At 63.8% G+C, this 23,038-nt stretch carries 25 protein-coding genes; 14 read left to right on the forward strand and 11 right to left on the reverse strand.

What is annotated here, in order from left to right; all coding sequences use genetic code 11:
* The first annotated feature begins 403 nt into the window (after nt 1-403).
* The 4 genes from C9427_RS26035 to C9427_RS26050 all read left to right on the forward strand — a co-directional run bounded on the left by C9427_RS26035 (nt 404) and on the right by C9427_RS26050 (nt 5,504).
* Entirely contained in the window at nt 404-1,954 is a 1,551-nt protein-coding gene (locus C9427_RS26035) for a DUF4153 domain-containing protein (RefSeq protein ID WP_107651925.1), read from the forward strand.
* A gap of 3 nt (nt 1,955-1,957) precedes the next feature.
* Nucleotides 1,958-2,650 (forward strand): response regulator transcription factor, encoded by a 693-nt coding sequence (locus C9427_RS26040; protein ID WP_107651994.1) that lies wholly within the window; start codon nt 1,958-1,960, stop codon nt 2,648-2,650.
* Complete coding sequence (locus C9427_RS26045; protein ID WP_107651926.1) at nt 2,638-4,242, forward strand: ATP-binding protein; 1,605 nt, start codon at nt 2,638-2,640, stop codon at nt 4,240-4,242. Before C9427_RS26040 ends, C9427_RS26045 begins: the two co-directional genes overlap by 13 nt.
* Before the next feature lie 95 nt (nt 4,243-4,337).
* A complete protein-coding gene (locus C9427_RS26050) occupies nt 4,338-5,504 on the forward strand; it encodes an NAD(P)/FAD-dependent oxidoreductase (protein WP_107651927.1) in 1,167 nt (388 codons plus the stop codon).
* Nucleotides 5,505-5,796: 292 nt separating this feature from the next.
* Here C9427_RS26050 and C9427_RS26055 read toward each other — a convergent pair whose 3' ends face one another.
* On the reverse strand, nt 5,797-6,219 hold the full coding sequence (locus C9427_RS26055) for a GNAT family N-acetyltransferase (protein WP_107651995.1): 423 nt from the start codon (nt 6,217-6,219) through the stop codon (nt 5,797-5,799).
* Between the two features lie 156 nt (nt 6,220-6,375).
* Here C9427_RS26055 and leuD point away from each other — a divergent pair, with 156 nt between their 5' ends.
* From leuD to C9427_RS26085, 6 genes are all read left to right on the forward strand, one after another.
* Nucleotides 6,376-6,981 carry a 3-isopropylmalate dehydratase small subunit gene (gene leuD / locus C9427_RS26060; protein ID WP_107651928.1) on the forward strand — a complete coding sequence of 202 codons (606 nt, stop codon included), beginning with the start codon at nt 6,376-6,378 and terminating at the stop codon, nt 6,979-6,981.
* Nucleotides 6,982-7,043: 62 nt separating this feature from the next.
* A complete protein-coding gene (locus C9427_RS26065; protein ID WP_107651929.1) occupies nt 7,044-7,967 on the forward strand; it encodes a hypothetical protein in 924 nt (307 codons plus the stop codon).
* A gap of 312 nt (nt 7,968-8,279) precedes the next feature.
* Entirely contained in the window at nt 8,280-8,663 is a 384-nt protein-coding gene (locus tag C9427_RS26070) for a RidA family protein (protein ID WP_107651930.1), read from the forward strand.
* Nucleotides 8,664-8,671: 8 nt separating this feature from the next.
* On the forward strand, nt 8,672-9,022 hold the full coding sequence (locus C9427_RS26075) for a VOC family protein (RefSeq protein WP_107651931.1): 351 nt from the start codon (nt 8,672-8,674) through the stop codon (nt 9,020-9,022).
* Between the two features lie 88 nt (nt 9,023-9,110).
* Entirely contained in the window at nt 9,111-10,214 is a 1,104-nt protein-coding gene (gene leuB / locus C9427_RS26080) for a 3-isopropylmalate dehydrogenase (RefSeq protein WP_107651932.1), read from the forward strand.
* Nucleotides 10,215-10,221: 7 nt separating this feature from the next.
* Complete coding sequence (locus tag C9427_RS26085) at nt 10,222-10,572, forward strand: hypothetical protein (RefSeq protein WP_107651933.1); 351 nt, start codon at nt 10,222-10,224, stop codon at nt 10,570-10,572.
* Nucleotides 10,573-10,592: 20 nt separating this feature from the next.
* Here C9427_RS26085 and C9427_RS26090 read toward each other — a convergent pair whose 3' ends face one another.
* Together C9427_RS26090 and C9427_RS26095 are read right to left on the reverse strand one after the other, a co-directional pair.
* A complete protein-coding gene (locus C9427_RS26090) occupies nt 10,593-11,294 on the reverse strand; it encodes a DUF805 domain-containing protein (protein WP_107651934.1) in 702 nt (233 codons plus the stop codon).
* 167 nt (nt 11,295-11,461) lie between these two features.
* A complete protein-coding gene (locus C9427_RS26095) occupies nt 11,462-13,315 on the reverse strand; it encodes a DEAD/DEAH box helicase (RefSeq protein ID WP_107651935.1) in 1,854 nt (617 codons plus the stop codon).
* A gap of 455 nt (nt 13,316-13,770) precedes the next feature.
* On the opposite strand from C9427_RS26095, the gene C9427_RS26100 reads away from it, so the two are divergent.
* Nucleotides 13,771-14,805, forward strand: a complete 1,035-nt coding sequence (locus C9427_RS26100) for an aspartate-semialdehyde dehydrogenase (protein WP_107651936.1) — start codon at nt 13,771-13,773, stop codon at nt 14,803-14,805.
* A gap of 159 nt (nt 14,806-14,964) precedes the next feature.
* On the opposite strand, the gene C9427_RS26105 is transcribed toward C9427_RS26100, so the two are convergent.
* The 3 genes from C9427_RS26105 to C9427_RS26115 all read right to left on the reverse strand — a co-directional run bounded on the left by C9427_RS26105 (nt 14,965) and on the right by C9427_RS26115 (nt 16,146).
* Nucleotides 14,965-15,396: a type II toxin-antitoxin system PemK/MazF family toxin gene (locus tag C9427_RS26105; RefSeq protein WP_107651937.1), complete on the reverse strand. Its 432-nt coding sequence runs from the start codon at nt 15,394-15,396 to the stop codon at nt 14,965-14,967.
* Between the two features lie 3 nt (nt 15,397-15,399).
* On the reverse strand, nt 15,400-15,669 hold the full coding sequence (locus C9427_RS26110) for a type II toxin-antitoxin system Phd/YefM family antitoxin (protein WP_107651938.1): 270 nt from the start codon (nt 15,667-15,669) through the stop codon (nt 15,400-15,402).
* Between the two features lie 72 nt (nt 15,670-15,741).
* Nucleotides 15,742-16,146: an ACT domain-containing protein gene (locus tag C9427_RS26115; RefSeq protein WP_107651939.1), complete on the reverse strand. Its 405-nt coding sequence runs from the start codon at nt 16,144-16,146 to the stop codon at nt 15,742-15,744.
* A gap of 237 nt (nt 16,147-16,383) precedes the next feature.
* Between C9427_RS26115 and C9427_RS26120 the strand changes: the two genes are divergently transcribed.
* Complete coding sequence (locus tag C9427_RS26120; RefSeq protein ID WP_107651940.1) at nt 16,384-16,794, forward strand: DoxX family protein; 411 nt, start codon at nt 16,384-16,386, stop codon at nt 16,792-16,794.
* Nucleotides 16,795-16,894: 100 nt separating this feature from the next.
* Here C9427_RS26120 and C9427_RS26125 read toward each other — a convergent pair whose 3' ends face one another.
* The 4 genes from C9427_RS26125 to ffh all read right to left on the reverse strand — a co-directional run bounded on the left by C9427_RS26125 (nt 16,895) and on the right by ffh (nt 20,274).
* A complete protein-coding gene (locus tag C9427_RS26125; protein WP_107651941.1) occupies nt 16,895-17,740 on the reverse strand; it encodes an acyl-CoA thioester hydrolase/BAAT C-terminal domain-containing protein in 846 nt (281 codons plus the stop codon).
* Between the two features lie 91 nt (nt 17,741-17,831).
* Entirely contained in the window at nt 17,832-18,233 is a 402-nt protein-coding gene (gene rpsP / locus C9427_RS26130) for a 30S ribosomal protein S16 (protein WP_107651942.1), read from the reverse strand.
* 105 nt (nt 18,234-18,338) lie between these two features.
* Nucleotides 18,339-18,665, reverse strand: coding sequence for a chorismate mutase (locus C9427_RS26135; protein WP_107651943.1), 327 nt, complete (start codon nt 18,663-18,665; stop codon nt 18,339-18,341).
* Between the two features lie 7 nt (nt 18,666-18,672).
* Nucleotides 18,673-20,274, reverse strand: a complete 1,602-nt coding sequence (ffh, locus tag C9427_RS26140; RefSeq protein WP_107651944.1) for a signal recognition particle protein — start codon at nt 20,272-20,274, stop codon at nt 18,673-18,675.
* Nucleotides 20,275-20,685: 411 nt separating this feature from the next.
* On the opposite strand from ffh, the gene rlmN reads away from it, so the two are divergent.
* Complete coding sequence (rlmN, locus tag C9427_RS26145) at nt 20,686-21,921, forward strand: dual-specificity RNA methyltransferase RlmN (RefSeq protein ID WP_097575296.1); 1,236 nt, start codon at nt 20,686-20,688, stop codon at nt 21,919-21,921.
* Nucleotides 21,918-22,397, forward strand: coding sequence for a hypothetical protein (locus tag C9427_RS26150; protein ID WP_107651945.1), 480 nt, complete (start codon nt 21,918-21,920; stop codon nt 22,395-22,397). The genes rlmN and C9427_RS26150 overlap by 4 nt, the downstream gene beginning before the upstream one ends.
* Here C9427_RS26150 and C9427_RS26155 read toward each other — a convergent pair.
* Nucleotides 22,369-23,010 (reverse strand): LysE family translocator, encoded by a 642-nt coding sequence (locus C9427_RS26155; RefSeq protein WP_107651946.1) that lies wholly within the window; start codon nt 23,008-23,010, stop codon nt 22,369-22,371. The two genes, C9427_RS26150 and C9427_RS26155, sit on opposite strands and share 29 nt — an antisense overlap.
* Nucleotides 23,011-23,038 lie beyond the last annotated feature (28 nt).

A 23,038-nucleotide genomic window follows, 5' to 3' on the forward strand; every position in this document is an offset into this window, starting at 1 on the left:
AGCCGGGTCGGAGAGGGGGACGACAGTCACGAAGCCAAACCCGGTGAGGGACAGGGCGCGAGACCGGGCAGAATTCGAAGTCAGTTCCCAGACGTCCCGAAGGCCCCTCTCCGTCCCGGCTTCGCCGGGCCACCTCTCCCCACTTCGTGGGGCGAGGAACAACTGCACGAAAACTGCACGCCCTTGCAGAAAATCTCCTCCGGTCCGCCCCGCCGCGTCCTTGCCGGCACGCGAAAGAGGTGGGCATGCAAGATCAAGAAAATCCCCGCTGGCGGCTGCCGTATCGGCTCCGAAACGAAGGCTGGTGGCTTATCGATCCACCTGGGATGCGCTCCACCCTGCTCCCTTTCATCCCAACGCCCGCGCCGCGATATCCCGGCCGGGCGATCGCGAAGGTCCTGATATGACATCGTATCTCACGCCGAGCTATTGCAGCCGCTTCGGCGTCGCCGTGCTGCTTGCGGCCCTGGCGGATTTCCTCTTCTACGGCCAGCCCGCCGGCATCAATTTCTTCCTGTTCGCCATCCTGACCGCCGGTGCGGTCGTTGCCGTGCATCCTTCCGCTCTCAGCGACATCAGGGTCTGGTTGAAGCCTTCCGCACTGCTGGTCGCGTTGCTGCCGCTCACCGAAAATGTCAGCGTCCTGTCCGTCTCGATCGGGCTTGCGGCCCTGGCCGTCTTTGCGCTTTCGCTCACCCGGCGGCTGCGGCACAACCTTGCCCGCATTGCCGGCCAGCTCCTGGCCTTCGCGCTCGCCACGCCCTTCCGGTTCGTCCATGACTTCTTTCGCTGGCGCAGGGCGGCGCGGCAGCTTGGCCAGCGCCGCATCCGCTTCGCGGCAATCGCCGTCTGGATCATGCCGCTGGTGCTTGGCGCGGTGTTCCTGGCGCTGTTCGGCGCCGCCAATCCGGTCATCGAATATTGGTTTTCGCTGATCGACCTCTTCGCCCTGCTCAAGCTCATCCAGCTGCCGCGGCTGTTCTTCTGGCTGGTCGTGCTTGCCGGCGTCTGGGCCTTCCTGCGGCCGCGCCTGCCGCGCTTTGCCAGGCGCATTCCGCGTCTGGCGCCGACCGCCAAAGTGCGGCCGTCGGCAAAAACCACCACCACGATCGAGGACATCGTCTTCGGCAAGGCCGCCATTTTTCGCGCGCTCGTCGTTTTCAACATCCTGTTCGTGGTGCAGACCGGGCTCGACGCCGCCTATCTCTGGGGTGGCGCGGCACTCCCCGATGGCCTGACTTACGCCGCCTATGCGCATCGTGGCGCCTATCCACTTGTTATCACGGCGCTGCTCGCCGCCGGCTTCGTGCTGGCGGCGCTGAGGCCCGGCAGCGCGACGTCAGGCGATCGGCTGATCCGCACCCTGGTCTATGCCTGGGTGGCGCAGACCATCGCGCTGGTCGTCTCGTCGATCCTGCGGCTCGACCTCTATATCGGCATCTATGCGCTGACCTACTGGCGCGTCGCCGCCTTCGTCTGGATGGGACTGGTGGCGGCGGGCCTTGCCCTGATCATCGCCCGCATCGCGCTGGAAAAACCCAATGAATGGCTCTCTTCCGCCAATCTTCTGACGCTTTCGGCGACGCTTTATGCCTGCTCGTACATCAACTTCGCCGCGCTGATCGCCAACTACAATGTCGACCATTGTCTCGAAATGACCGGTAGGGGCACTTCGCTCGATGTCGGGTATCTGCATGCGCTGGGTCCGGGCGCCTTCCCGGCTCTCGACCGCTTCCTCGAGCATCAGGGCAGATCGATCGCCGCCGACACAGCGTCGGTTACCGCCTTGCTGAACCTTGTGGACCGGCATGAAGCAAACAAGGCTGCGTATCGCGTGGTGCAGAAAAACTGGCGGGCCTGGAGCTTTCGCAACTGGCGGCTCGATGGCTATCTCGACACGCACGGGCCGTTCGTGGTTCCTGATCGCTTCGAACGTCCCCTGTCGGGTCCCTGATTGATGCCGCATCACATCCTCGTCGCCGACGACGACCCGCATATCCGCGAGATCATCTGCTTTGCGCTGGAAAAAGCGGGGATGAAGACGCTTCCCGTCGCCGACGGTGCGGCCGCCCTGCAGGCGATCGAGCGCCGCGCGCCCGATCTCGTCGTGCTCGACATCGGCATGCCCGAGATGGACGGGCTGGAAGTGTGCCGGCGGCTCAGGCAGCGATCCGACGTGCCGGTGCTGTTCCTGTCCGCGCGCGACGAGGAGATCGACCGTATTCTCGGGCTGGAAATGGGCGGCGACGACTATGTCACCAAGCCGTTCAGCCCGCGTGAACTGGTCGCCCGCGTCAACGTCATCCTGCGGCGCGCCCGCCCGGCGCCGGTCGAGATCGACGACCGGCATCTCTCGCATGGCAGGCTCACGCTGGCGCCGGCCAGCCACGCCGCCAGTTTCGACGGCAGGACGCTGGCGCTGACCGCGATCGAATTTTCGATCCTGAAAGGGTTTCTGGCGCGCCCGGCGCACGTGCTCGACCGCGAGACGGTGATGGCCAGCGCCTATGCCGCCAACATCCATGTCGCCGGCCGCACCGTCGACAGCCATATCCGCAACATCCGCGCCAAGCTGGCGGCGGCCGGCTGCCAGGATGCGATCGAGACCGTGCACGGCGTCGGCTTCCGGCTCGGCAAATGCGGCGCGTGAGCGCGCAAAAATGGATCGGCACCAAATGGCGGCCGCGGCTGGCCACGATCGTCGTCGCCATTCTGATCATGGTGATGGCGCTGCCGCTGGTCGGCCTGTTCTTCTTCAGGCTCTACGAGAACCAGCTGATCCGCCAGACCGAGGCCGAGCTGATCGCGCAGGGCGCGGTGCTCGCCGCCATCTATGCGCAGGATGTGCGCGAGGCCGGCATTCCAGCCGAACGGCTTGGCGCTCCGATACCCGCGGAAGAGAGTGAATATCCGGGCAGGAGCACCGAGCTCGCCTCCCGCTACCGGCCGATCGAGCCGAGCCTCGATCTTGCCTCCGACACTGTCCTGTCGACCCGACCTGCGGTCGTCGCCGCCAGTCTCGACCCAGTCTTCGCGGCAATCGGCTCGCGTCTGTCGGGCATCCTTGCCGAGACACAGAAAACCACGCTGGCCGGCTTCCGGCTGCTCGATCCCAGGGGCGTCGTCATTGCCGGGCGCGAAGAGGTTGGGCAGTCGCTCGCCGATGTCGCGGAGGTGCGCGAGGCGCTTTCCGGCCGCTACGCCAGTGAGCTCAGGCTGCGGATCCCCGATCAGCCGGCGCCACCGCTCTATTCGGTCAGCCGGGGCACGAAAGTGCGCGTCTTCGTCGCCATGCCGGTTGCCGTGGACGGCAAGGTCGCCGGCGTCGTCTATCTGTCGCGGACGCCGAACAACATCGTCAAGCATCTCTATGGCGAACGCGGCAAGGTAACGCTCGCGGCCATCGCCATTCTCGGCGGCACGCTGCTCATCGCCTTCGTCTTCCTGCGCACCGTCAGCCGGCCGATCTATGCGCTGATGGAGCGGACAGAGCGCATCGCCGCCGGCGACCGCACGGCGATCCGGCCGCTCGACCATCACGGCACGCGCGAGATGGCCGAGCTTTCGGCGGCTTTCCTCGACATGGCCGAAAAGCTGCATGCGCGCTCCGACAGCATCCAGACCTTCGCCACCCATGTCTCGCATGAGCTCAAATCGCCGCTGACGGCGATCCAGGGCGCGGCGGAGCTGCTGCGCGATTCGGGCAGCGCCATGGACGAGGCCGAGCGGAAACGGTTTTCGAACAATATCGTCACCGACGCCGGACGGCTCAATCTTCTGGTGCGCCGCCTGCTCGACCTGGCGCGCGCCGAAAACCTCGCCCCCAGCGGCGAGACCACATCGATTGGCGCCGCGCTGGCGCTGCTGCCCGTGGACAAAAGACTGGCGGTCCATGTCGAGGCGGGCGGCGACATCGGCCTGCGCATCTCGGGCGAGAACGCGGCGATCGTGCTTGCCAATCTGATCGACAATTCGGCGCGGCACGGTGCGAGCGCGGTTTCGCTCGCGGCAAGCAGCGCGGGCGGCAAGGCGACGGTTCTGGTGAGCGACGACGGCGCCGGCATTTCGCCGAGCAACCGGGACCGCATCTTCGAGCCATTCTTCACCACGCGCCGCGATTCCGGCGGCACCGGCATGGGGCTCGGTATCGTGCTGGCCCTCCTGAAAGCGCATGATGGCACGATCCGGCTGGTTGACTCCAGGCGCGGCACGCGCTTCGAGATAACCTTGCCGGTCGTTTGAGTTTGAGCATGATCTTGTCCGAAAACCGGTACCCACTTTTTGCTGGCGCTGACCTTCGGTTCGGGATCATGCTCTAGAATTGGAGAGGCGAAAGAGTGCGCTACGACATCGTCATCATCGGTGGGGCCATCGTCGGCTCCTCGGTCGCCTATTATCTGCGCGAGGAGGGGTTTTCGGGCTCGATTGCGCTGGTCGAGCGCGATCCGCAATTCGCCCACGCGGCGACGACGCTGTCCTGCGCTTCCATCCGCCAGCAATTCTCGATCCCCGAAAACATCCGCCTGTCGCAGTTCACGCTGAAACTGTTCCGGCGGCTGACGGAGGTTTTCGGCGCCGATGCCGATATCGGCTTTCGCGAAGGCGGCTATCTCATCCTGGCCGGCGAGAACGGCCTGCCGATCCTTAGAGCGAACCACGAGGCGCAGATGGCCGAGGGCGCCGACATCCTGCTGGAAGATGCCGATCAGCTCACACTCCGCTTCCCGTGGCTGTCGGTAGAAGGCATCACCGCCGGCGCCTATGGCCGCAGCGGCGAGGGCTGGTTCGACGCGCATGCGATGCTGATGCTGTTCCGCAAGGCGCTGCGCGAGAAAAAGATCGATTTCATCACCGCCGATGTCACCGGCATCGAGCGGCAGGGTGATCGGGTCACCGGCGTCAGCCTCGACAATGGCGAGAGGCTAGAAGCCGGCATCGTCGTCAACGCCGCCGGGCCGAATGCCGGCAAGGTCGCCGGCATGGCCGGGCTTTCGCTGCCGGTCGAGCCGCGCAAACGCAACGTCTTCGTCTTCGAGGCGCGCGAGAAATATGCCGACATGCCGCTGCTGGTCGATCCCAGCGGTATCTATGTCCGGCCGGAAGGCTCGGTCTACATCACCGGCGGCGCCGAGCCGGAAGAGGGCGACGGCCCGGCTGACCCGAAGGATTTCGAGCCGGACTGGCCGCTGTTCGAAGAGGTGATCTGGCCGGTGCTGGCGACCCGCATTCCGGCCTTCGAGGCGATCAAGCCGACGCGCGCCTGGGCCGGGCACTACGACTACAACACGCTCGACCAGAACGCGGTGATCGGCCCGCATCCTGAGGTGACGAATTTCCTGTTCGCCAACGGGTTTTCCGGCCATGGCCTGCAGCAGGCGCCGGCGGTCGGCAAGGCGCTGGCCGAGCTGATCGTGCATGGCGGTTACAGGACGGTGGATTGCTCGGCGTTCGGGTATGAGCGCGTTGCCGAGGGAAGGGCGTTCCGGGAGTTGAATGTGATTTGATGGCTGGCGCGGCGCCTTGTTCCTTCGTCATTCCAGGGCGGAGCAGGAGCGAAGCGACGTCGCGGAGACCCTGGAATCCATGCCGTTACTACTGCCCAAGGGCGTTAGCGGTGCAGAATGAAGGCTGCGCCGACCCGCGATAAAAGTTCTGCACCCCGCGACGCTTCGACATCACGGCATGGATCCTGGGGTCTTCGCTCCGCTTCGCGTTCGCTTCGCCCCAGGATGACGAATATGGATTAAGCCGCCAGCCAGCCCGCATCCAGATAAGCCTGCAGCCAGTCCAGCTCCGTCAGCCCTTGCGGCCGAACCAGAAGGCGTCCGCCATGCGCTTCATGCCGATGCCTTCATAGAAGCCGACGGCGTCGGGCATGGAGATCAGGCTGATGGCGACCGATGGCCCGAGCTGCCGGCGTGTCTCGTCCATCAGGCCCTTGCCGACGCCGAGCCCCTGCGCCGCCTGAGAAACGGCAAGGTCCGAAATATAACAGACCCAGGAAAAATCGGTGAGGCCGCGGGCGACACCGATCAAGGGCTTGCCTTCGATGTCGAGGCGCGCCGTCAGCACCAGGTTGGCGCCGGCAAGCATCGCCTTCAAGCGGGCTTCATCATCGACCGGGCGCGTCTCGCCGAGGCCGGACTCCACCAGTACGCGGCGGAACTCGGCCGCGTCGAGGGCCGGCTCGCTGGCATAGAGGACGTGCTGTTCGCTCATGGCAGCCAGATTGCAACAAGGAGCAGCGATTTCGAAGCCATTTTTTTGCTCGCCCTTTGCTCCGCGGCTGTGCACAAACAGTTGCCTTTTATTTGCCCGCGGCTTTGTGTAAACCGGCGGCAGCAAATCCCCCGCAACGAAACTCGGGCAAAAACCATGGAAAAATTCACCAAGCTCACCGGCGTCGCGGCACCCATGCCGATCGTCAATGTCGACACCGACATGATCATCCCCAAGGATTATCTGAAGACGATCAAGCGCACCGGGCTCGGCACCGGCCTGTTTGCCGAGATGCGCTACAAGGATGACGGTTCGGAAAACCCGGACTTCGTGCTCAACAAGCCGGCCTATCGCAAGGCGCAGATCCTGGTCGCCGGCGACAATTTCGGCTGCGGCTCGAGCCGCGAGCATGCGCCGTGGGCGCTGCTCGATTTCGGCATTCGCTGCGTCATCTCGACCTCGTTCGCCGACATCTTCTACAACAACTGCTTCAAGAACGGCATCCTGCCGATCACCGTCAGCCCGGAGGATCTGGAGAAGCTGATGGACGATGCCTCGCGCGGTTCCAACGCGACGCTGTCGATCGATCTCGAAGCCAAGGAGATCCGTGGGCCGGATGGCGGCGTGGTCAAGTTCGACCTCGACGATTTCAAGCGGCACTGCCTGTTGAACGGTCTCGACGACATCGGCCTGACCATGGAGAAGGCCGGCGCCATCGCCTCGTTCGAAAAGAAGAACGCCGAGCTGCGCCCCTGGGCCTGAGCGATGCGATGAAACCCGGTCGCGGCAGGCCGGGTTCGTGACGGCTGAACGGAGGGACAGTCATGACACGTTCGCTTGTTGCCGGCGCCTGCGCGCTGGCGTGGATTCTCATGCCGGTGGCTGGCGTGCATGCGCAGAGCGACATGGTGCTCGTGCCGGCTGACGATGCGTCCGACGGCGCCGCCGACCAGGGCGCGTCGAGCAATGCGGCCCTGGCCGACAATGACAGCCAGGGGCCGATCCCGTTCGAGGGTGGGCAGCTGACCATCACCCAGCAGGAAGAGTATGGCGAGAAGGTGCTGGCCTATGACGGCAAGCAGCTGGCGAGCAATTACGATGTGTTCTTCGACAAGGTCGTCAAGGTCGGCGGCGTCAATGTGGCTCTGGTCGATGTCGGCGACGGCGGCAACCAGTGTGGGCCGGCCAAGGTCATCGTGTGGAAACCGGAAGGCGGCACGATCCAGACCACCACCGTCGAGCAGGACGAATGCGGCGCGCCGCCGGCAGCGGTGTCCGACAATGCCATCTATTTCGTGCCTTACCTGCTGCCGGGCGATTCAAAGCCGGCGCTGCAATGGTCGCCGACCGGCGGCTTGTCGACCTCTGGCAACCTGATCTACACGCCGGAGCCCGGCACCGACTGGAAGGACGTCGACCCGGCGAAATACGACAACATCATCGATGCCTTCCACAATGAGGCCGTCTACAAGGCGGCCGAAAAACTGCTCGGCGATACCATGCCCGACATGGCGACCCGCCTGCTGGTCGGCGGCGGTACGCAGAAGGCAGTATCTGGCGCCTTCTACGCCAGTGGCTGCGTGCCGCATGATTGCGGTGGCAATGACGGCTTCATGGCGGTCGACCCGGCCCAGCACAAACTCTATTTCGCCCGCCGTGGCGATAATGGCGAGCCGGATGCCTGGCCGGCGGTCAAGACCTGGCCGGCCGACATAAAGGAGGCGCTGGACAAGGCGCTGGGGAATTAGCTTTGGCGACGGAGCAATCGCACACCTTCGTCGCCCTCGGACTTGACCCAAGAATCCATGCCGTTACCTCGGCCAAAGGGCGCGGCGGGCCAGAATTCTGCACCGTGGCAACGCACCGATGTCATGGCATGGATCCTATGGTCTGCGCCGCGTCGCTTCGCTCCTTGCTTCGCCATAGAATGACGAAGACGCGAAAGGTTCGGCCAATCTCCAAAGTCGGCGCTCTCAGTCCTTAACAACAATCGGTTGCCTCTGGCCCATGGCCGGGCGGGCCCTATACCTTCAGGATGCCCACAACCACCGCGAGGCACCATGCGCAAACTCATCTCCACCGGTTCGCCCTTCGAAGAAACCGCCGGCTATTCGCGCGCGGTGGTGCAGGGCGACTGGTGCTTCGTCTCCGGAACGACCGGCTACGACTATGCGACGATGACGATGCCGGAGACGGTCGAGGCGCAGACGCGCAATTGCTTGGCGACGATCGCCAAGGCACTCGGAGATGGCGGCTTCGAGATGGCCGATGTGGTGCGGGCGCATTACTACATCACCGACCAGGCTTTCGTGGATGTCGTCTTCCCGATCCTCGGCGAGGCGTTTGGCGAGATCAGACCGGCGGCGACGATGATCGTCTGCCAGCTCAACAAGCCCGAGATGAAGATCGAGATCGAAGTCACGGCGCTGCGGCGCATGGCCTGAGCACGGTCATGGAAGTAAAGCGCATCGTAGCCAACATCGAAACGCAGGACATCTCAGCGGCGAAGCGCTTCTACCAGGACGTGCTCGGCCTCGATCTCAAGATGGATCTGGGCTGGATCGCCACCTATGGCTCGCAGGAGAAAATGACGGTGCAGGTCAGCTTCATGGCCCAGGGCGGCTCCGGCACGCCGGTGCCGGACCTGTCGATCGAGGTCGACGATGTCGATGCGGCGTTCGAGGCAATGAAGACCGCCGGCTTTGCCATCGAATACGGACCGGCCGACGAGCCCTGGGGCGTGCGGCGCTTCTATGTGCGCGATCCGTTCGGCCGGCTGGTCAACATTCTCTCGCATCGGTGACCACGCTTCCCATGCGCAGGCTTGCGCACCGGGCGCTTGGCGTTTAGCAAGGCCGCGGTTTCTCCAAACAGTATTGGGACGGTTCTCCATGGCTTCGAAAAATCTTCTCCTGCTTGCCGGCGACGGCATCGGCCCCGAGGCGATGGCCGAAGTGAAGAAGCTGATATCAGCCATGAACGACAGGCTTGGCAGCGGCTTTACCACCGACGAGGGCCTGGTCGGCGGCTGCGCCTACGACGCGCATGGCGCGGCGATCTCCGATGCTGACATGGCAAAGGCGATGGCGGCCGACGCCGTGCTGTTCGGCGCCGTCGGCGGGCCAAAATGGGATACGGTGCCTTACGAGGTGCGCCCGGAAGCCGGGCTGCTGCGGCTGCGCAAGGACATGGAGCTGTTCGCCAATCTCAGGCCGGCGATCTGCTATCCGGCGCTGGCGGCGTCCTCCTCGCTCAAGCAGGAGGTGGTCGAGGGGCTCGACATACTGATCGTGCGCGAACTGACCGGCGGCGTCTATTTCGGCGAGCCGAAGCAGATCATCGACCTCGGCAACGGCCAGAAGCGCGGCATCGACACCCAGGTCTACGACACGTTCGAGATCGAGCGCATTTCCGGCGTCGCCTTCGAGCTGGCGCGGACCCGCAAGAACCACGTCACCTCGATGGAAAAGCGCAACGTCATGAAATCGGGCGTGTTGTGGAACGAGGTCGTCACCCAGACCCACAAGGCGCGCTATTCCGACGTCAAGCTCGACCACATGCTGGCCGATGCCGGCGGCATGCAGCTGGTGCGCTGGCCGAAGCAGTTCGACGTCATCGTCACCGACAATCTGTTCGGCGACATGCTCTCCGACATCGCCGCCATGCTGACCGGCTCGATCGGCATGCTGCCTTCAGCCTCGCTCGGCGCGCCTGACGTGAAGACCAAGAAGCGCAAGGCGCTTTACGAGCCGGTACACGGCTCGGCGCCAGATATCGCCGGCAAGGGCATCGCCAACCCGATCGCCATGATCGCCTCCTTCGCCATGTGCCTGCGCTATTCCTTCGGCATGGTGGCGGAAGCCGACAAGCTCGAAGGCGCGATTGCCGCCGTGCTGGACGACGGGCTGCGGACCAAGGACATCATGTCCGAAGGCATGACCGAGGTCGGCACGGTCGAGATGGGCGACGCGATCATCGCCAAGTTCCTGGGCTGACAGACATATGGGCGAGGTACGACGCGCCATCGAAAAAGACACTCTTGGCGAGCACAAACGCCAGGTGGACTTTCGCAGCGACCAGCACCTTGCATCGTTGCTGCAGCTGGTTTGCGAACGACATTCAACCGAGAGAGGCCATCTATATCTGATCGCCAGCATTCCTGAGCAGAGCGAGATGCTTCTCTCGATCTGGCTTTGGCCGGATGAGGTGGTTGACTGCGAAATTGCCTATGACGGATCGAGATTTGAAATTGTCACGACACGCGCAATTGAGGTCTACAAGAAAGCCCTTCGTGGTCGTGCTCTGAAAGACTTCGAGCTCGTCGAGCGGGTCGCCTTTAGCGAGCAGCCGTAGCAGACTAACTCAGGTCAGGACTAAGTGGTCTTCACCCCCGCCGGCACTGGCCCCCACTGGTTTTCGCGTGCTTGGGTTGGGATCAGCGCGAAGACCAGAATGATCAGGCTGCCGAAGGTCGGGATCAGGACAAGCAGGACGAGCCAGCCGGTCAGGCCGATATCGTGCAGGCGACGCACGTTGAGACCAAGCCATGGCAGGATTGTCGCCAGCAGGAAGAGGCCGCAAAGGCCGACTGTCACTACCGGCAATTCGTCGAGATTGGCCATGGCGTCGTCGATGAAGACGCCGATGCCGCCAATCACCAGCAGCGCGATCGTCCAGAACAGGCAATAACCCCAATATTCCTTGCGGCGGGCGCGGCCGGCGAAGTTGAAGTAATTCTCGGTCAGACCCCGCCAGAAGTAATCCCATAATCCGGTGGCCGCAGCCGGCTCGTTCTCGGCGGACCGGCCGAAATGTTGCGGCTTGGGTGTTTCGGGCGCATGGCCGGGCTGAGACGGTGCGGGCGCAGCAGGAGCACCGGCCGCAGCCGTCTGGGCGGGAATTGAAAAGACGTCGCGCGCTTTTCCGCCACCAGGCTGGAACTCGACCAGCGCGCCCTTGGCCATCGACGTCTCGCGGCGCAGGTTCTCGCGCGCAAAGCCGTAGCGATTGCCGTCGGCTCCGGTGATGAAACCGAAGCCCTGGGTCTCGTCATAGTGAAGAACTTCGCCGCGCATGCCTGCCCACCCCCATTCGCGTCTCGCCAGACTGTCTAGAGTTGCGGCGGATCGCAAGAGGTGAGCGTGAAATGCTGTGTGTCAGTTACAAGCAGGCCGTCCCCAACTTCGCCCTGTCCCTTCGGCAGCAAAGCTGAGAGGAACCCGTCAGATCGCTGCGCCCATGATCAGGTCGGCCGCTTCTTCGATTTCTTGTGTTTCGGCGCACCGCTGGTCTCGAACTTCGGCTTGCCCGGCTTCTTCGCCCAGGGTTTTGCCTCGAATGAACCGGCGTCGCGCTGTCCGGCCGGCGCACGCTTTTCGAATTTCGGCTTCGGTGCGTTCGGATCGAACGCTCCCTTGCCGCGATGCGGCTTCTTGTCGGGCCTTGGCGGCTGATAGCCGGCGCGCGACAGGTCGGGCGTGCCGTCCAGCCGCTTCACCACGATGTTGTTCTGCAGCTTGCGATCCGGCCCGATCGCGGCGAGGAACCGGTCGGCCCAATCGGCCGATATCTGCACGAAGGTTTCTTCCGGCTGCATCTTGATGGCGCCGATCTCGCGCTTGGTGATGCTGCCGGTGCGGCACAGCATCGGGATCAGCCAGCGCGGTTCGGCATTCTGCCGGCGTCCGACCGACAGCGAGAACCAGACGCTGGCGCCGAAATCGTCGCGGCGGCTGGGCGCTTCGTCGCGGCGCGCAAACTTTTCGCCGGATGGAGCGAAGGGTGCGACATCGAGGAGATCCTCGGGGGCCGAGCGGCTGGAGCGGCACATGCGCACGAAAGCGGCCGCCACCAGTTCGGCGCCATGTCTTTCCAGAAGCGTGTCGACGAAGCCGCGCTCGTCATCGCTCACCGGCTGCTCGAAGGACGGATCGGCCAGGATGCGCTCGTCGTCGCGCCTGAGCACGTCGTCGGCCGAGGGCGGGCTCGCCCACGCGGCGGTCAGGCCGGCACTTTGCAGCAGGCGTTCGGTGCGCCGGCGGGCGCTGTTGGGCACGATCAGCGCGCTGACGCCTTTTCGCCCGGCGCGACCGGTACGCCCGCTGCGGTGCAGCAGCGTCTCCGGGTTGGTCGGCAGGTCGGCATGGACAACCAGTTCGAGATTGGGCAGGTCGATGCCGCGCGCCGCGACATCGGTGGCGATGCAGACTTTGGCGCGGCCGTCGCGCATCGCCTGCAGCGCATGGCTGCGTTCGTTCTGGCTGAGCTCGCCGGACAGCGCCACGACCGAGAAATTGCGGTTGTTGAAGCGCGCGGTCAAATGGTTGACGGCGGCGCGGGTGTTGCAGAACACCAGCGCGTTCTTGGCCTCGTAATAGCGCAGCACATTGATGATGGCGTTCTCGCGGTCGGCCGGGGCGACGCTCAAAGCCCGGTATTCGATGTCGAGATGCTGCTTTTCCTCGCCGGCGGCCGAGATGCGCACAGCATTGCGCTGGTAGCCCTGGGCGAGCGTGGCGATGGAGCGCGGCACGGTGGCGGAAAACATCAGGGTGCGGCGCTCGGCCGGAGCAGCGTCGAGGATGAATTCGAGATCCTCGCGAAAGCCGAGGTCGAGCATCTCGTCGGCCTCGTCGAGCACCACCGCCTTCAGCGCCGACATGTCGAGCGAGTGGCGAGTGATGTGGTCGCGCAAGCGTCCGGGCGTGCCGACGACAATATGCGCGCCGCGCTCGAGCGCGCGCCGCTCGGTGCGCATGTCCATGCCGCCGACGCAGGACGCGACCGTGGCGCCGGTCAGCTCGTAAAGCCATTCCAGTTCGCGCGTCACCTGCAGGGCAAGCTCGCGCGTCGGCGCCACGGCCAGCGCCAGCGGGGCGGCGGCGTGGGGAAAGCGCTCCGCACCGCCGAGAAGGGTCGGCGCCAAAGCGAGGCCGAAAGCGACGGTTTTGCCGGAGCCGGTCTGCGCCGAAACCAGTGCGTCGGCCTCGCCAAGCTCGGGAGCCAGAACCGCCTTCTGCACCGGCGTCAGCGCAACATAGCCGCGTTTTTCCAGCGCAGCCGCCAGCGCAGCAACAATACTATCGAAATTGGACATCTTGCTCTTTCGGAATTCGGATACTTCTGTGCCCGGCAATGGGCCTTTTGTCGGCGGGCGCTGAGACGCTCAATGAGCCGGACGGTCCCACCGTTCGTACTTCGCGCCGCCATCATTGTACAGGGCAAGCGCGGAGCTCGTTGCAATTGACTCTTTGTGCAAACCGCGTAAAAGCCGGCTCCAAACGGGACAGTATCGATGCGCGGCCTTTTGATGGCGCTCCTTGCATTCGACATCCCCAGCCACAATGTACACCATTGGGCCGGGCGCCTCGGCGCGTCACCCCGTTCCAGCAAAACCCCATTCTTGGCCAAAGAAAGTGGCAAAACCACCACCAAAACGGTGTGATTCCCTTGGCCTAACCACCCTCTCCCGGGTCCGGCCCGGGGGTTGAGGCCCGCATCGGCCGGCGGGTTTTCTCCAAAAACCGAGTGGAGAGGGACAGGAGATTTCTGATGAGTTTCAAGGTAGCGATCGTCGGCGCCACGGGCAATGTGGGCCGGGAAATGCTCAACATACTGGAAGAGCGCGGCTTTCCGGTGAGCGAAGTGGTGGCGCTGGCCTCGCGGCGCAGCCAGGGCACGGAAGTGTCGTTCGGCGACCGCACGCTGAAGGTCAGGGCGCTCGACCAATATGACTTTTCCGACACCGACATCTGCATCATGTCGGCCGGCGGCAATGTCTCCAAGGAATGGTCGCCGAAGATCGGCAAGCAGGGCTGCGTCGTCATCGATAATTCGTCGGCCTTCCGCTACGACCAGGACGTGCCGCTGATCGTGCCGGAAGTGAACCCGGACGCGATCTCGCTGTTTACCCGCAAGAACATCATCGCCAACCCGAACTGCTCGACGGCGCAGCTCGTCGTGGCGCTGAAGCCGCTGCATGATTTCGCCACCATCAAGCGCGTCGTCGTCGCCACCTACCAGTCGGTGTCGGGCGCCGGCAAGGAAGGCATGGACGAGCTGTTCACGCAGACGCGGGCCGTGTTCGTCGCCGATACCGTCGACGTCAAGAAGTTCACCAAGCGCATCGCCTTCAACGTCATTCCGCATATCGACGTCTTCCTCGACGACGGCTTCACCAAGGAAGAGTGGAAGATGGTCGCCGAGACCAAGAAGATGCTCGATCCCAAGATCAAGCTGACGGCGACGTGCGTGCGGGTGCCAGTGTTCATCGGCCATTCGGAGGCGGTCAACATCGAGTTCGAAAAGCCGATCACCGCCGACGAGGCGCGCGATATCCTGCGCGACGCGCCTGGCTGTCAGGTCTTGGACAAGCGCGAGGACGGCGGCTACATCACGCCGCTCGAATCGGCCGGCGAGGACGCCACCTTCATCTCGCGCATCCGCGAAGACTCGACCATCGACAACGGCCTGTCGATGTGGATCGTCTCCGACAATCTGCGCAAGGGCGCAGCGCTCAATGCGGTGCAGATCGCCGAGCTGCTGGTCGAGCGCGGACTGATCCAACCGAAGAAGAAGGCGGCTTAGTTTTCGCTCACGGGCCGTATCGCCGCTGCCGCGGCGGGCCCTGCGCGGGCGAGCCGGACGACCGGCGGCCCGCAGTCGCGGGCTCGGCCTTCGGCCGGGATGTTTCGCTCACGGCCGTCTCGCTGGTGCACGTGGCGGGCTCGGTTATGTTGACCCGGGTCAATCGCGCGGCACCGGACGGCCCAACCCTGTTTCCCAAATAGTCTTAAAGCGCTCCACCATCAATAAAAACAGGCGCGGAGGCAGCAGGCCGTAGTCATATCGGTCGGTGGAGCGCGGCACCGGACGAAGGTCGTAACCCGGCCACGCAAAGCGATTGCCTTCGTGAAGCATCACCCACGAGCGCTCACCGTCGAGGCCCAAGTGACGTTTGACGGCAGGCGGCAGCTCGATCGCCAATAGCGGGTCCGTCGGTGGCACGTGCGTGACAGGCACTACAGTAACGATCAGGCCATCGGCGCCGCGATCAACGGCCAGCACGACCACGCAGGGGCGATCCTTCCGACCTTCATCCTGTCCAGCTTGATGCTCATGGTGCCACAGATACGCGTAGGAGATGACGAGGCCGAGCTGCGGATCGGGAAGGGGCATGCCTTACTTGGCGTCCATCAGGGCATTGAGATGATCATGCTCTAACGACATGCGGCCGCTGGCGATGGCCTCGACTTCCTCGCGCTGTAGATCCTTCGTCGCAAACGATTGCCGGACCAGATTCTTGTAGCGCTGAAGGTCTTCGTACTCGACGGCCGAAACAAAATAGCCTGTGGGGCGGCCGTGACTCATCACGGCGACGGGCTCCCGCTGCACGATTTCGCGGTAGCGTCCGAAATTGCGGGCGAATTCGGTGGCAGGAACTTCTCGCATGGTGACTTTGTCCCAGATCGCACAATTTACGTATTTGACGTAATTTACGTGATTTACACACTCCTGTCAAACTCAGCCGTCACCGTCCGCCAGCTGTTGCAAGAGGATGAGCGCCTCTTCGGCCCGGTCGGCGGGGACAAACAGGTGATCGTGGTAAAATGCCGAGACCGGATTGACGCCCATGCCGGCGCTGGCCAGCCGCGCGGTGATGGCGGCGAGGAAACCGACGGCTTCCAGTGACGAATGGACGTTCAAGGTGATCATGCGGCTTGGAAATACGCCGTCCAGGCCGGCCGCCCTCGCTTGATCCTCGAGCACGATCAGCGTCGTGCCCTCGCGCTCGCGAAACTGCATCACCGGGTCGAGGGTGCCGGGAACCGGCACAGCGGGCGGCAAGGTGACGAAGACATGGATGCCGGCAAGCAATTGCGGCGTCATCGTCGCCAGAAGTTTCCTCAGGTCGGTCTCGCCGCTCATTGCCATTCTCCGACTGACACCTTGGAACGTGCCTAATTACCCGTGGCGAGGTTATGCCGATAGTCCCCGGTACACAGGCGACATGGCGATGTCGCTGGCGGCTGAGCTTGCATGTGTGCTGTATCGGGGCCTGGCGAGAAAAAGTTTCCAGACCGTGTCGGATCGCCGCCTTGTGATGCGTCCTTGCTTCGAACCTGGCGAACAAGGCCAGTGTCCGAAACAACGGAGGGAACACCAATGACCATTGCCCAATCGACATCCGTGTCGTCGCCTGCGCTGTGGACCGGCCGCGTGCTCAGCGCCATCATCGTGCTGTTCATGATCTTCGACGGCGTCATCAAGCTGCCGCCGCTCGATGTCGTCACGCAGACCATGGTGCCGCTTGGCTGGCCGGCCGATGCAAACGTCGCGCGCATGCTCGGCATCATAGGGCTGATCTCGACCGCACTCTACGCCTTGCCGCGCACCTCGATGCTCGGCGCCATCCTGCTCACCGCCTATCTCGGCGGCGCCATCGCCACCAATATGCGTGTTGGCAACCCGCTATTGTCGCACACGCTGTTCGGCGTCTATCTCGGCATCATCCTGTGGGGCGGCCTGTATCTGCGCGACCCAAGGGTGCGCGCACTGATCCCGTTCAGCCGGTAGGCTGGCCTCGCCAATCTGAGAAAAGTTGCTGAGAAATAGCGGCTCTGGTCTCCGACAATGGCAAAACGGCGGGCACAGGCCCGCTGTTTTCATGCATAGATTAGAGCAGTTCCCGGATATAGTCCCAGGCTTCTCGTCCAAGGCTTGCATCTGCGGCATCATTGCCGCCATGCGCATGCGATCCCGACCGCGGGGTGTTTTCACCCGGCAAAAGAATTCGATGGCCCGCATCGGGCGCCGAAACGAGGCGCGTGGTCTTTCCCGCAGCCATGCGACGTCGGACAATCGATTCGGCAAAATCCAGGGACGGCCACAGCGCATCATCGCCACCTGCAACCAACACAATCTCCGCCGAAGTCGTCTCAACGGGAATGGCGGCCTTGTTCGCCTCGTCCCCGAAGGTTTGCAAGCTGCGCTGGAAAAGTCCCCGATAGGACGCCAGACCGTCGACGTACTCAGCGCTCCAATCGGGATTGCTTGGGACAAACGGGCAAGGAACCCCCTTGAGCGTCCATGACGATCGTTCGGGCCAACTGATGCCATCGCGCCCGGGCCCGATATTTCCCCAGACGACCGATGTCGGGCTGATCGCAACCACGGCGTCTATGCGTGGATCGTGAGCCGCCGCCAGCAAGGATGCCTCGGCGCCTTTCGACGTCCCGACATAGACGATGCGCCGACATCCAAGTGCAACAAGACAGTCGGTTGCTGCGAAAAACGTTTCGAGAGGAATCTCGCATATTCCAGGAATCTGACCTTCGCCGCCAAACCACTGGAGAGCCAAGGCAGACGCACCCTCATTGGCGAACAGCCGTGCGCGCGCAATGTCGACACGGCCGCTCGACCCGCTCAATACCACGACACCGGTCGTGGCATCCGTGCATCGCAATAGCTTTCCTGCGACGCGGCCGGACAGGGTTTCTTCCGCAATTGCCTGTTCGCTCATCTGACCCAGCTGCCGGAATGCCTATCATGGTCGAACAATAGCAAAACGGCGGGCACAGGCCCGCCGTTTTGTCGATGCGATAAAGCGATGTTTACTCGGCGGTGGCGGCTTCCGCCTCGGCCGGCGCGGCCGCAGCGGCTGCAACAGCGGCGGCGGCATCTTCCTGTGCCTTCTTCAGCAGGGCGGCGCGCTCCTGCGCCTTCTTGCCGGGCTCGGCCTTCTTCGGGTTGGAGCGGGCGTCGCGCTTGGCAAGGCCGGCCTCGTCGAGGAAGCGCAGCACGCGGTCGGTCGGCTGGGCGCCGTGCGACAGCCAGTGCTTGACGCGGTCGGCGTCGACCTTGACGCGTTCGCCGTCCTTCGGCAGCAGCGGGTTCCACGAGCCGAGCGACTCGATGAAACGGCCGTCGCGCGGCGAACGGGCGTCGGCGACGACGACGTGGTAATAGGGACGCTTCTTCGAGCCCGCACGGGCCAGTCTGATCTTCAATGGCATTTCTTTTCTCCTAAAAGCTCTGATTCGTTAGTCGGTTTACGGTTTTGTCTTGTGCAAATCGTTATCCCAAAACCGCTGCGCACTTTTGGGCGATATGCACTTGTCTCAGCCGGTTCTCGTCACGCCGTTGGAAGCGGCGATCTGTTCGTGGTGTCTGATCACTTCGCGGACGACGAAGTTGAGGAATTTCTCCGCGAAATCCGGGTCGAGATGAGCGTCCTTCGCCAATTGGCGAAGACGGGCAATCTGCTGCTGCTCGCGTGCCGGATCGGCCGGTGGCAGGCCATGTTCCGCCTTCAGCACGCCGACCGCCTTGGTGCAGCGAAAGCGCTCGGCCAGCATATGGATGAGGGCGGCGTCGATGTTGTCGATCGAGGCGCGGTAGCCGGCCAGCATCGTGCGTGCGTCGGCCATGTCCTTCTCTTCGTTCATCGCGTCCTCACTTCTTCTTGCCGAGGCCAGGAAGCCCACCGCCGCCCAGGCCGGGAAGCCCCGGAAGTTTCATACCGCCGGGCAATCCGGGCAGTCCGCCGCCACCGGGCAAGCCCTTCATGCCGCCGAGGCCGGCGGCCTGCGCCTGCTTCTGCAAGGCTTCGAGCTGCTTGGGGTCCATCTTCGACAGGTCCGGCATGCCACCACCCATCATGCCGCCCGGGGCCCCCATGCCCGGCATCATGCCGCCGAGGCCCATCTTCTGGGCGAGGCCGCCCATCATGCCACGCATGAGGCCGCCGCCTTTGCCCTTGCCGCCCATCGCCTTCATCATGTCGGCCATCCCGCGATGCATCTTGAGCAGCTTGTTGATCTCGGCCGCATCGGTGCCGGAGCCGGCGGCGATGCGCTTCTTGCGCGAGTGCTTGAGAATATCGGGGTTGGCGCGCTCGGCCTTGGTCATCGACGAAATGATGGCGAGCTGGCGGCCGAACATCTTGTCGTCGAGGCCAGCGGCAGCCATCTGGTCCTTCATCTTGCCCATGCCCGGCATCATGCCCATGATGCCGCCCATGCCACCCATCTTCGACATTTGCTGAAGCTGGCTGGCAAGGTCGTTCAGGTCGAACTTGCCCGACTGCATCTTCTTGGCCATCGCCGCCGCCTGCTCGGCGTCGATGTTCTCGGCGGCCTTTTCAACGAGGCTGACGATGTCGCCCATGCCGAGGATGCGGTCGGCGATGCGCTTGGGATGGAACTCTTCAAGCCCGTCCATCTTTTCGCCGGTGCCGATCAGCTTGATCGGCTTGCCGGTGACGGCCCGCATGGAAAGGGCGGCGCCGCCGCGGCCGTCGCCATCCATGCGGGTCAAGACGAGGCCGGTAATGCCGACGCGCTCGTCGAAGCTCTTGGCCAGATTGACGGCGTCCTGGCCGGTCAGCGAATCGGCGACCAGCAGGATTTCGTGCGGCGACGACACCTTCTTGATGTCGGCCATCTCGACCATCAGCGGCTCGTCGATATGGGTGCGGCCGGCGGTGTCGAGGATGACGACGTCATGACCGCCGAGCTTGGCCGCCTGCACGGCGCGGCGCGCGATGTCGATCGGATTCTGGCCGGCGACAACAGGCAGCGTCGCCACCTTGACCTGCTCGCCGAGCTGGCGGAGCTGCTCCTGCGCGGCCGGACGCCGCGTGTCGAGCGAGGCCATCAGGACTTTCTTGTTCTGACGCTCGGAAAGCCGCTTGGCGATCTTGGCCGAGGTGGTCGTCTTGCCGGAACCCTGCAGGCCGACCATCATGATGACGACGGGCGCCGGCGCATTGAGGTCGATGGCGACGCCTTCGGCGCCGAGCATCTCGACCAGCTCGTCATGGACGATCTTGACGACCATCTGGCCGGGCTTGATCGACTTGACCACGGCGGCGCCGACGGCCTTCTCACGCACCTTGTCGGTGAAGGACCGCACCACTTCCAGCGCCACGTCCGCCTCGAGCAGCGCGCGACGCACCTCGCGCAGTGCCGCCGAGACATCCGCCTCGGACAGGGCACCGCGGCCGGTCAGGCCGTTCAGGATGGAGCCAAGGCGCTCCTGAAGCGATTCAAACATCTGTCGTCCTTCGATCTCGGTTCAGGTCCGACCCGAGAAATAATGCGTTCGCGCCGAGTGTCCAAACAAAAGCCCGTGCAAACGCAAAGCCAAAAAGCACCCGGGGGCGCTCTGCGCTGCCGGGTGTTGGCCTCCAGGATCGATTTACAGCACTCGCCTCAAAGAGGCTTCGGCGTCCTGGTCGGCTTGCTCGGAGGGATACTCGTCGCGGAATTCGTGGGCTGTAGACAGGAAATCGGCCGCAGAGTCAAGCTGCGAGCCGGATATGGCCAGTTCAGGCTCCCCTTCCCATTGTTGTGGCAGAGGTGGATCGGCGCGCGCATGACTCCGGCGTCAGGCTGTGCTATGCGCCGCGCTTCATGTCCAGCGTGATGCTGCAATCGGCCGCAAATAGCTTATATCAGTGCAACCATGACCCTTTCGCTCGATCTCACCACCGAAGGCGCCCGTGAGGCGTTGCGCGCCCGCGCCACGCCGGCCGAAAAGCCGTCGCTGGTCGGCCTGACGAGGGCTGAGCTTGGTGAAGCCCTCGTCGCATCGGGCATCGTGCCGGAGCGCCAGGCCAAGATGCGCGCCCAGCAGCTCTGGCACTGGATGTATGTGCGCGGCGTCTCCGACTTCGCCGGCATGTTCAACATCTCCAAGGATTTGCGCGCCGAGCTGGATAAGCATTTCACTGTTGCCAGACCCGAAATCGTCGAGGAGCAGATCTCCGCCGACGGCACGCGCAAATGGCTGTTCCGCTTTCCGCCGCGTGGCGCCGGCCGGCCGGTCGAGATCGAGACCGTCTACATTCCCGAGGAAGGCCGCGGCACGCTGTGCATCTCCTCGCAGGTCGGCTGCACGTTGACCTGTTCCTTCTGCCACACCGGCACGCAGAAGCTGGTGCGTAATCTGACGGCGGAAGAGATCCTGGCGCAGTTGCTCACCGCCCGCGACCGGCTTGGCGATTTCCCCGACCGCGACACGCCGGACGGCGCCATCGTGCCGGCCGAGGGCAGGAAAGTGTCCAACATCGTCATGATGGGCATGGGCGAGCCGCTCTACAATTTCGAGGCGGTGAAGAAGGCGCTGCTGATCGCCTCCGATGGCGACGGGCTTTCCCTGTCCAAGCGCCGCATCACGTTGTCGACCTCCGGTGTCGTACCCGAAATCTTTCGCACCGGCGAGGAGATCGGCGTCATGCTGGCGATCTCGCTGCACGCCACCAATGACGATCTGCGCGACCTCTTGGTGCCGATCAACAAGAAGTATCCGCTGAAAGAACTGATCGCCGCCTGCCGCGCCTACCCCGGCCTGTCGAACGCCAAGCGCATCACCTTCGAATATGTGATGCTCAAGGACGTGAACGATTCCATTGAGGACGCCAAGGCCCTGATCAAATTGCTCAAGGGCGTCCCGGCCAAGATCAATCTGATCCCGTTCAACCCGTGGCCGGGCACCAACTACCAGTGCTCGGACTGGGAGACGATCGAGAAATTCGCCGACTATATCAACAATGCTGGCTACGCCTCGCCGATACGCACGCCACGCGGCCGCGATATCCTGGCCGCCTGCGGCCAGCTCAAGTCGGAATCGGAGCGCATGCGCAAGGTCGACCGGCTTGCGCTGGAAGCGATGATGATCGCGGGGCACGGCGAGGCGTGAACCGTCTCGTCGCCTACCTCATCCGCTTCGCTGTCATCCTGATCGGCTATGGCGTCGCTTCGCTGGCGGCAAGCGCCTTCCTCAACATCATGTTCCTGGCGTCTCTTGGGCTGATGACGGACGAGACGCAACCGGCGGCGCAGGCGTCGCTGTGGTTTTCCATCCCCTTCGTCGCGCTGTTCGTCGCCTATTTCGCCTTCATGCCGGCGGCCATCGCCATCATCGTTTCCGAGATCCTCGGCAGGCGCGACTGGCTGTTCTATGCGCTGGCGGGTGCTGCGGTCGCCGCGGTTTTCCTCGGCTTCGTCCACCAGACGGCCGATGCCAATTTCGAGGTCACCAACACCAGCGTCATGCTGGCGGTGATCGGCTGCGGCATGGTCGGCGGCATCTTCTACTGGTTGAGCGCCGGGCGCTGGGCCGGAAGCTGGCGTCAGATCGGAAGCGCTATTTCGCCTGGGCCGTCAGGATCTTGAGCGCGAAGGCCGAAAACACCCCGGCAAACAGGTAGTCGACGACGCGTGTCACCCGCGGGCTGGCCTTCATCGCCGTCGAGAATCTTTCCGCTGCAAAGACCATCGGCGCCGTCACCGGGATCGACAGCACGACGAACATCGCGCCGAGGAAGAACAGTTTTCCCGGTGCGTTCGGATCGTGCGCCGAGACGAATTGCGGCAGGAAGGTCATGAAGAACAGGATGATCTTCGGGTTGAGCAAATTGACGCCGAGCCCGGCCGCCCAGCTACGGAACAGCGAAATCTGCGGGCCGCTCTTCTTCTCCGGCGAGAAGGCCGACCCCTTTGCGATGGCCTGCCACGCCAGGAAGACGAGATAGCCGGCGCCGAACAGCTTGAGCACGAAGAAGGCCATCGGCGAGGCCACGATCAGCGCCGAGACGCCGACCACCACCAGCGTCGTGTGGATCAGCGTGCCGCACAGCGCCCCGGCCATCGAGGCAAAGCCGGTGGCGCGGCCCTGGCTCAGCGTGCGCGACACGAACAGCGTCATGTCGGGCCCCGGCGTGATCGCCAGGATCACGGTGGCGATGGCGAACTGGATCAGCGTCGTGGTGTCGGGAATGAAGGACATGGCCAATCTCGTGGCAGCAAATATGGCT

Origin of the sequence: Mesorhizobium helmanticense (assembly GCF_003034915.1) — a bacterium.
GTDB classification, from domain to species: Bacteria; Pseudomonadota; Alphaproteobacteria; order Rhizobiales; family Rhizobiaceae; genus Mesorhizobium; species Mesorhizobium helmanticense.

Bases quoted from the DNA above. Each gene is read 5' to 3' on its own strand.
- C9427_RS26115 (WP_107651939.1), bottom strand. From the start codon at position 16,146: ATGAGCGGCGAGACCGACCTGAGGAAACTTCTGGCGACGATGACGCCG.
- C9427_RS26035 (WP_107651925.1), top strand. From the start codon at position 404: ATGACATCGTATCTCACGCCGAGCTATTGCAGCCGCTTCGGCGTCGCC.
- ffh (WP_107651944.1), bottom strand. From the start codon at position 20,274: ATGTTTGAATCGCTTCAGGAGCGCCTTGGCTCCATCCTGAACGGCCTG.
- C9427_RS26040 (WP_107651994.1), top strand. From the start codon at position 1,958: ATGCCGCATCACATCCTCGTCGCCGACGACGACCCGCATATCCGCGAG.
- C9427_RS26135 (WP_107651943.1), bottom strand. From the start codon at position 18,665: ATGAACGAAGAGAAGGACATGGCCGACGCACGCACGATGCTGGCCGGC.
- rlmN (WP_097575296.1), top strand. From the start codon at position 20,686: ATGACCCTTTCGCTCGATCTCACCACCGAAGGCGCCCGTGAGGCGTTG.
- C9427_RS26090 (WP_107651934.1), bottom strand. From the start codon at position 11,294: ATGCGCGGCGAAGTTCTTCACTATGACGAGACCCAGGGCTTCGGTTTC.
- C9427_RS26065 (WP_107651929.1), top strand. From the start codon at position 7,044: ATGACACGTTCGCTTGTTGCCGGCGCCTGCGCGCTGGCGTGGATTCTC.
- leuB (WP_107651932.1), top strand. From the start codon at position 9,111: ATGGCTTCGAAAAATCTTCTCCTGCTTGCCGGCGACGGCATCGGCCCC.
- C9427_RS26120 (WP_107651940.1), top strand. From the start codon at position 16,384: ATGACCATTGCCCAATCGACATCCGTGTCGTCGCCTGCGCTGTGGACC.
- C9427_RS26125 (WP_107651941.1), bottom strand. From the start codon at position 17,740: ATGAGCGAACAGGCAATTGCGGAAGAAACCCTGTCCGGCCGCGTCGCA.
- leuD (WP_107651928.1), top strand. From the start codon at position 6,376: ATGGAAAAATTCACCAAGCTCACCGGCGTCGCGGCACCCATGCCGATC.
- C9427_RS26155 (WP_107651946.1), bottom strand. From the start codon at position 23,010: ATGTCCTTCATTCCCGACACCACGACGCTGATCCAGTTCGCCATCGCC.
- C9427_RS26095 (WP_107651935.1), bottom strand. From the start codon at position 13,315: ATGTCCAATTTCGATAGTATTGTTGCTGCGCTGGCGGCTGCGCTGGAA.
- C9427_RS26045 (WP_107651926.1), top strand. From the start codon at position 2,638: ATGCGGCGCGTGAGCGCGCAAAAATGGATCGGCACCAAATGGCGGCCG.
- C9427_RS26105 (WP_107651937.1), bottom strand. From the start codon at position 15,396: ATGCCCCTTCCCGATCCGCAGCTCGGCCTCGTCATCTCCTACGCGTAT.
- C9427_RS26055 (WP_107651995.1), bottom strand. From the start codon at position 6,219: ATGAGCGAACAGCACGTCCTCTATGCCAGCGAGCCGGCCCTCGACGCG.
- C9427_RS26110 (WP_107651938.1), bottom strand. From the start codon at position 15,669: ATGCGAGAAGTTCCTGCCACCGAATTCGCCCGCAATTTCGGACGCTAC.
- rpsP (WP_107651942.1), bottom strand. From the start codon at position 18,233: ATGCCATTGAAGATCAGACTGGCCCGTGCGGGCTCGAAGAAGCGTCCC.
- C9427_RS26085 (WP_107651933.1), top strand. From the start codon at position 10,222: ATGGGCGAGGTACGACGCGCCATCGAAAAAGACACTCTTGGCGAGCAC.
- C9427_RS26070 (WP_107651930.1), top strand. From the start codon at position 8,280: ATGCGCAAACTCATCTCCACCGGTTCGCCCTTCGAAGAAACCGCCGGC.
- C9427_RS26100 (WP_107651936.1), top strand. From the start codon at position 13,771: ATGAGTTTCAAGGTAGCGATCGTCGGCGCCACGGGCAATGTGGGCCGG.
- C9427_RS26075 (WP_107651931.1), top strand. From the start codon at position 8,672: ATGGAAGTAAAGCGCATCGTAGCCAACATCGAAACGCAGGACATCTCA.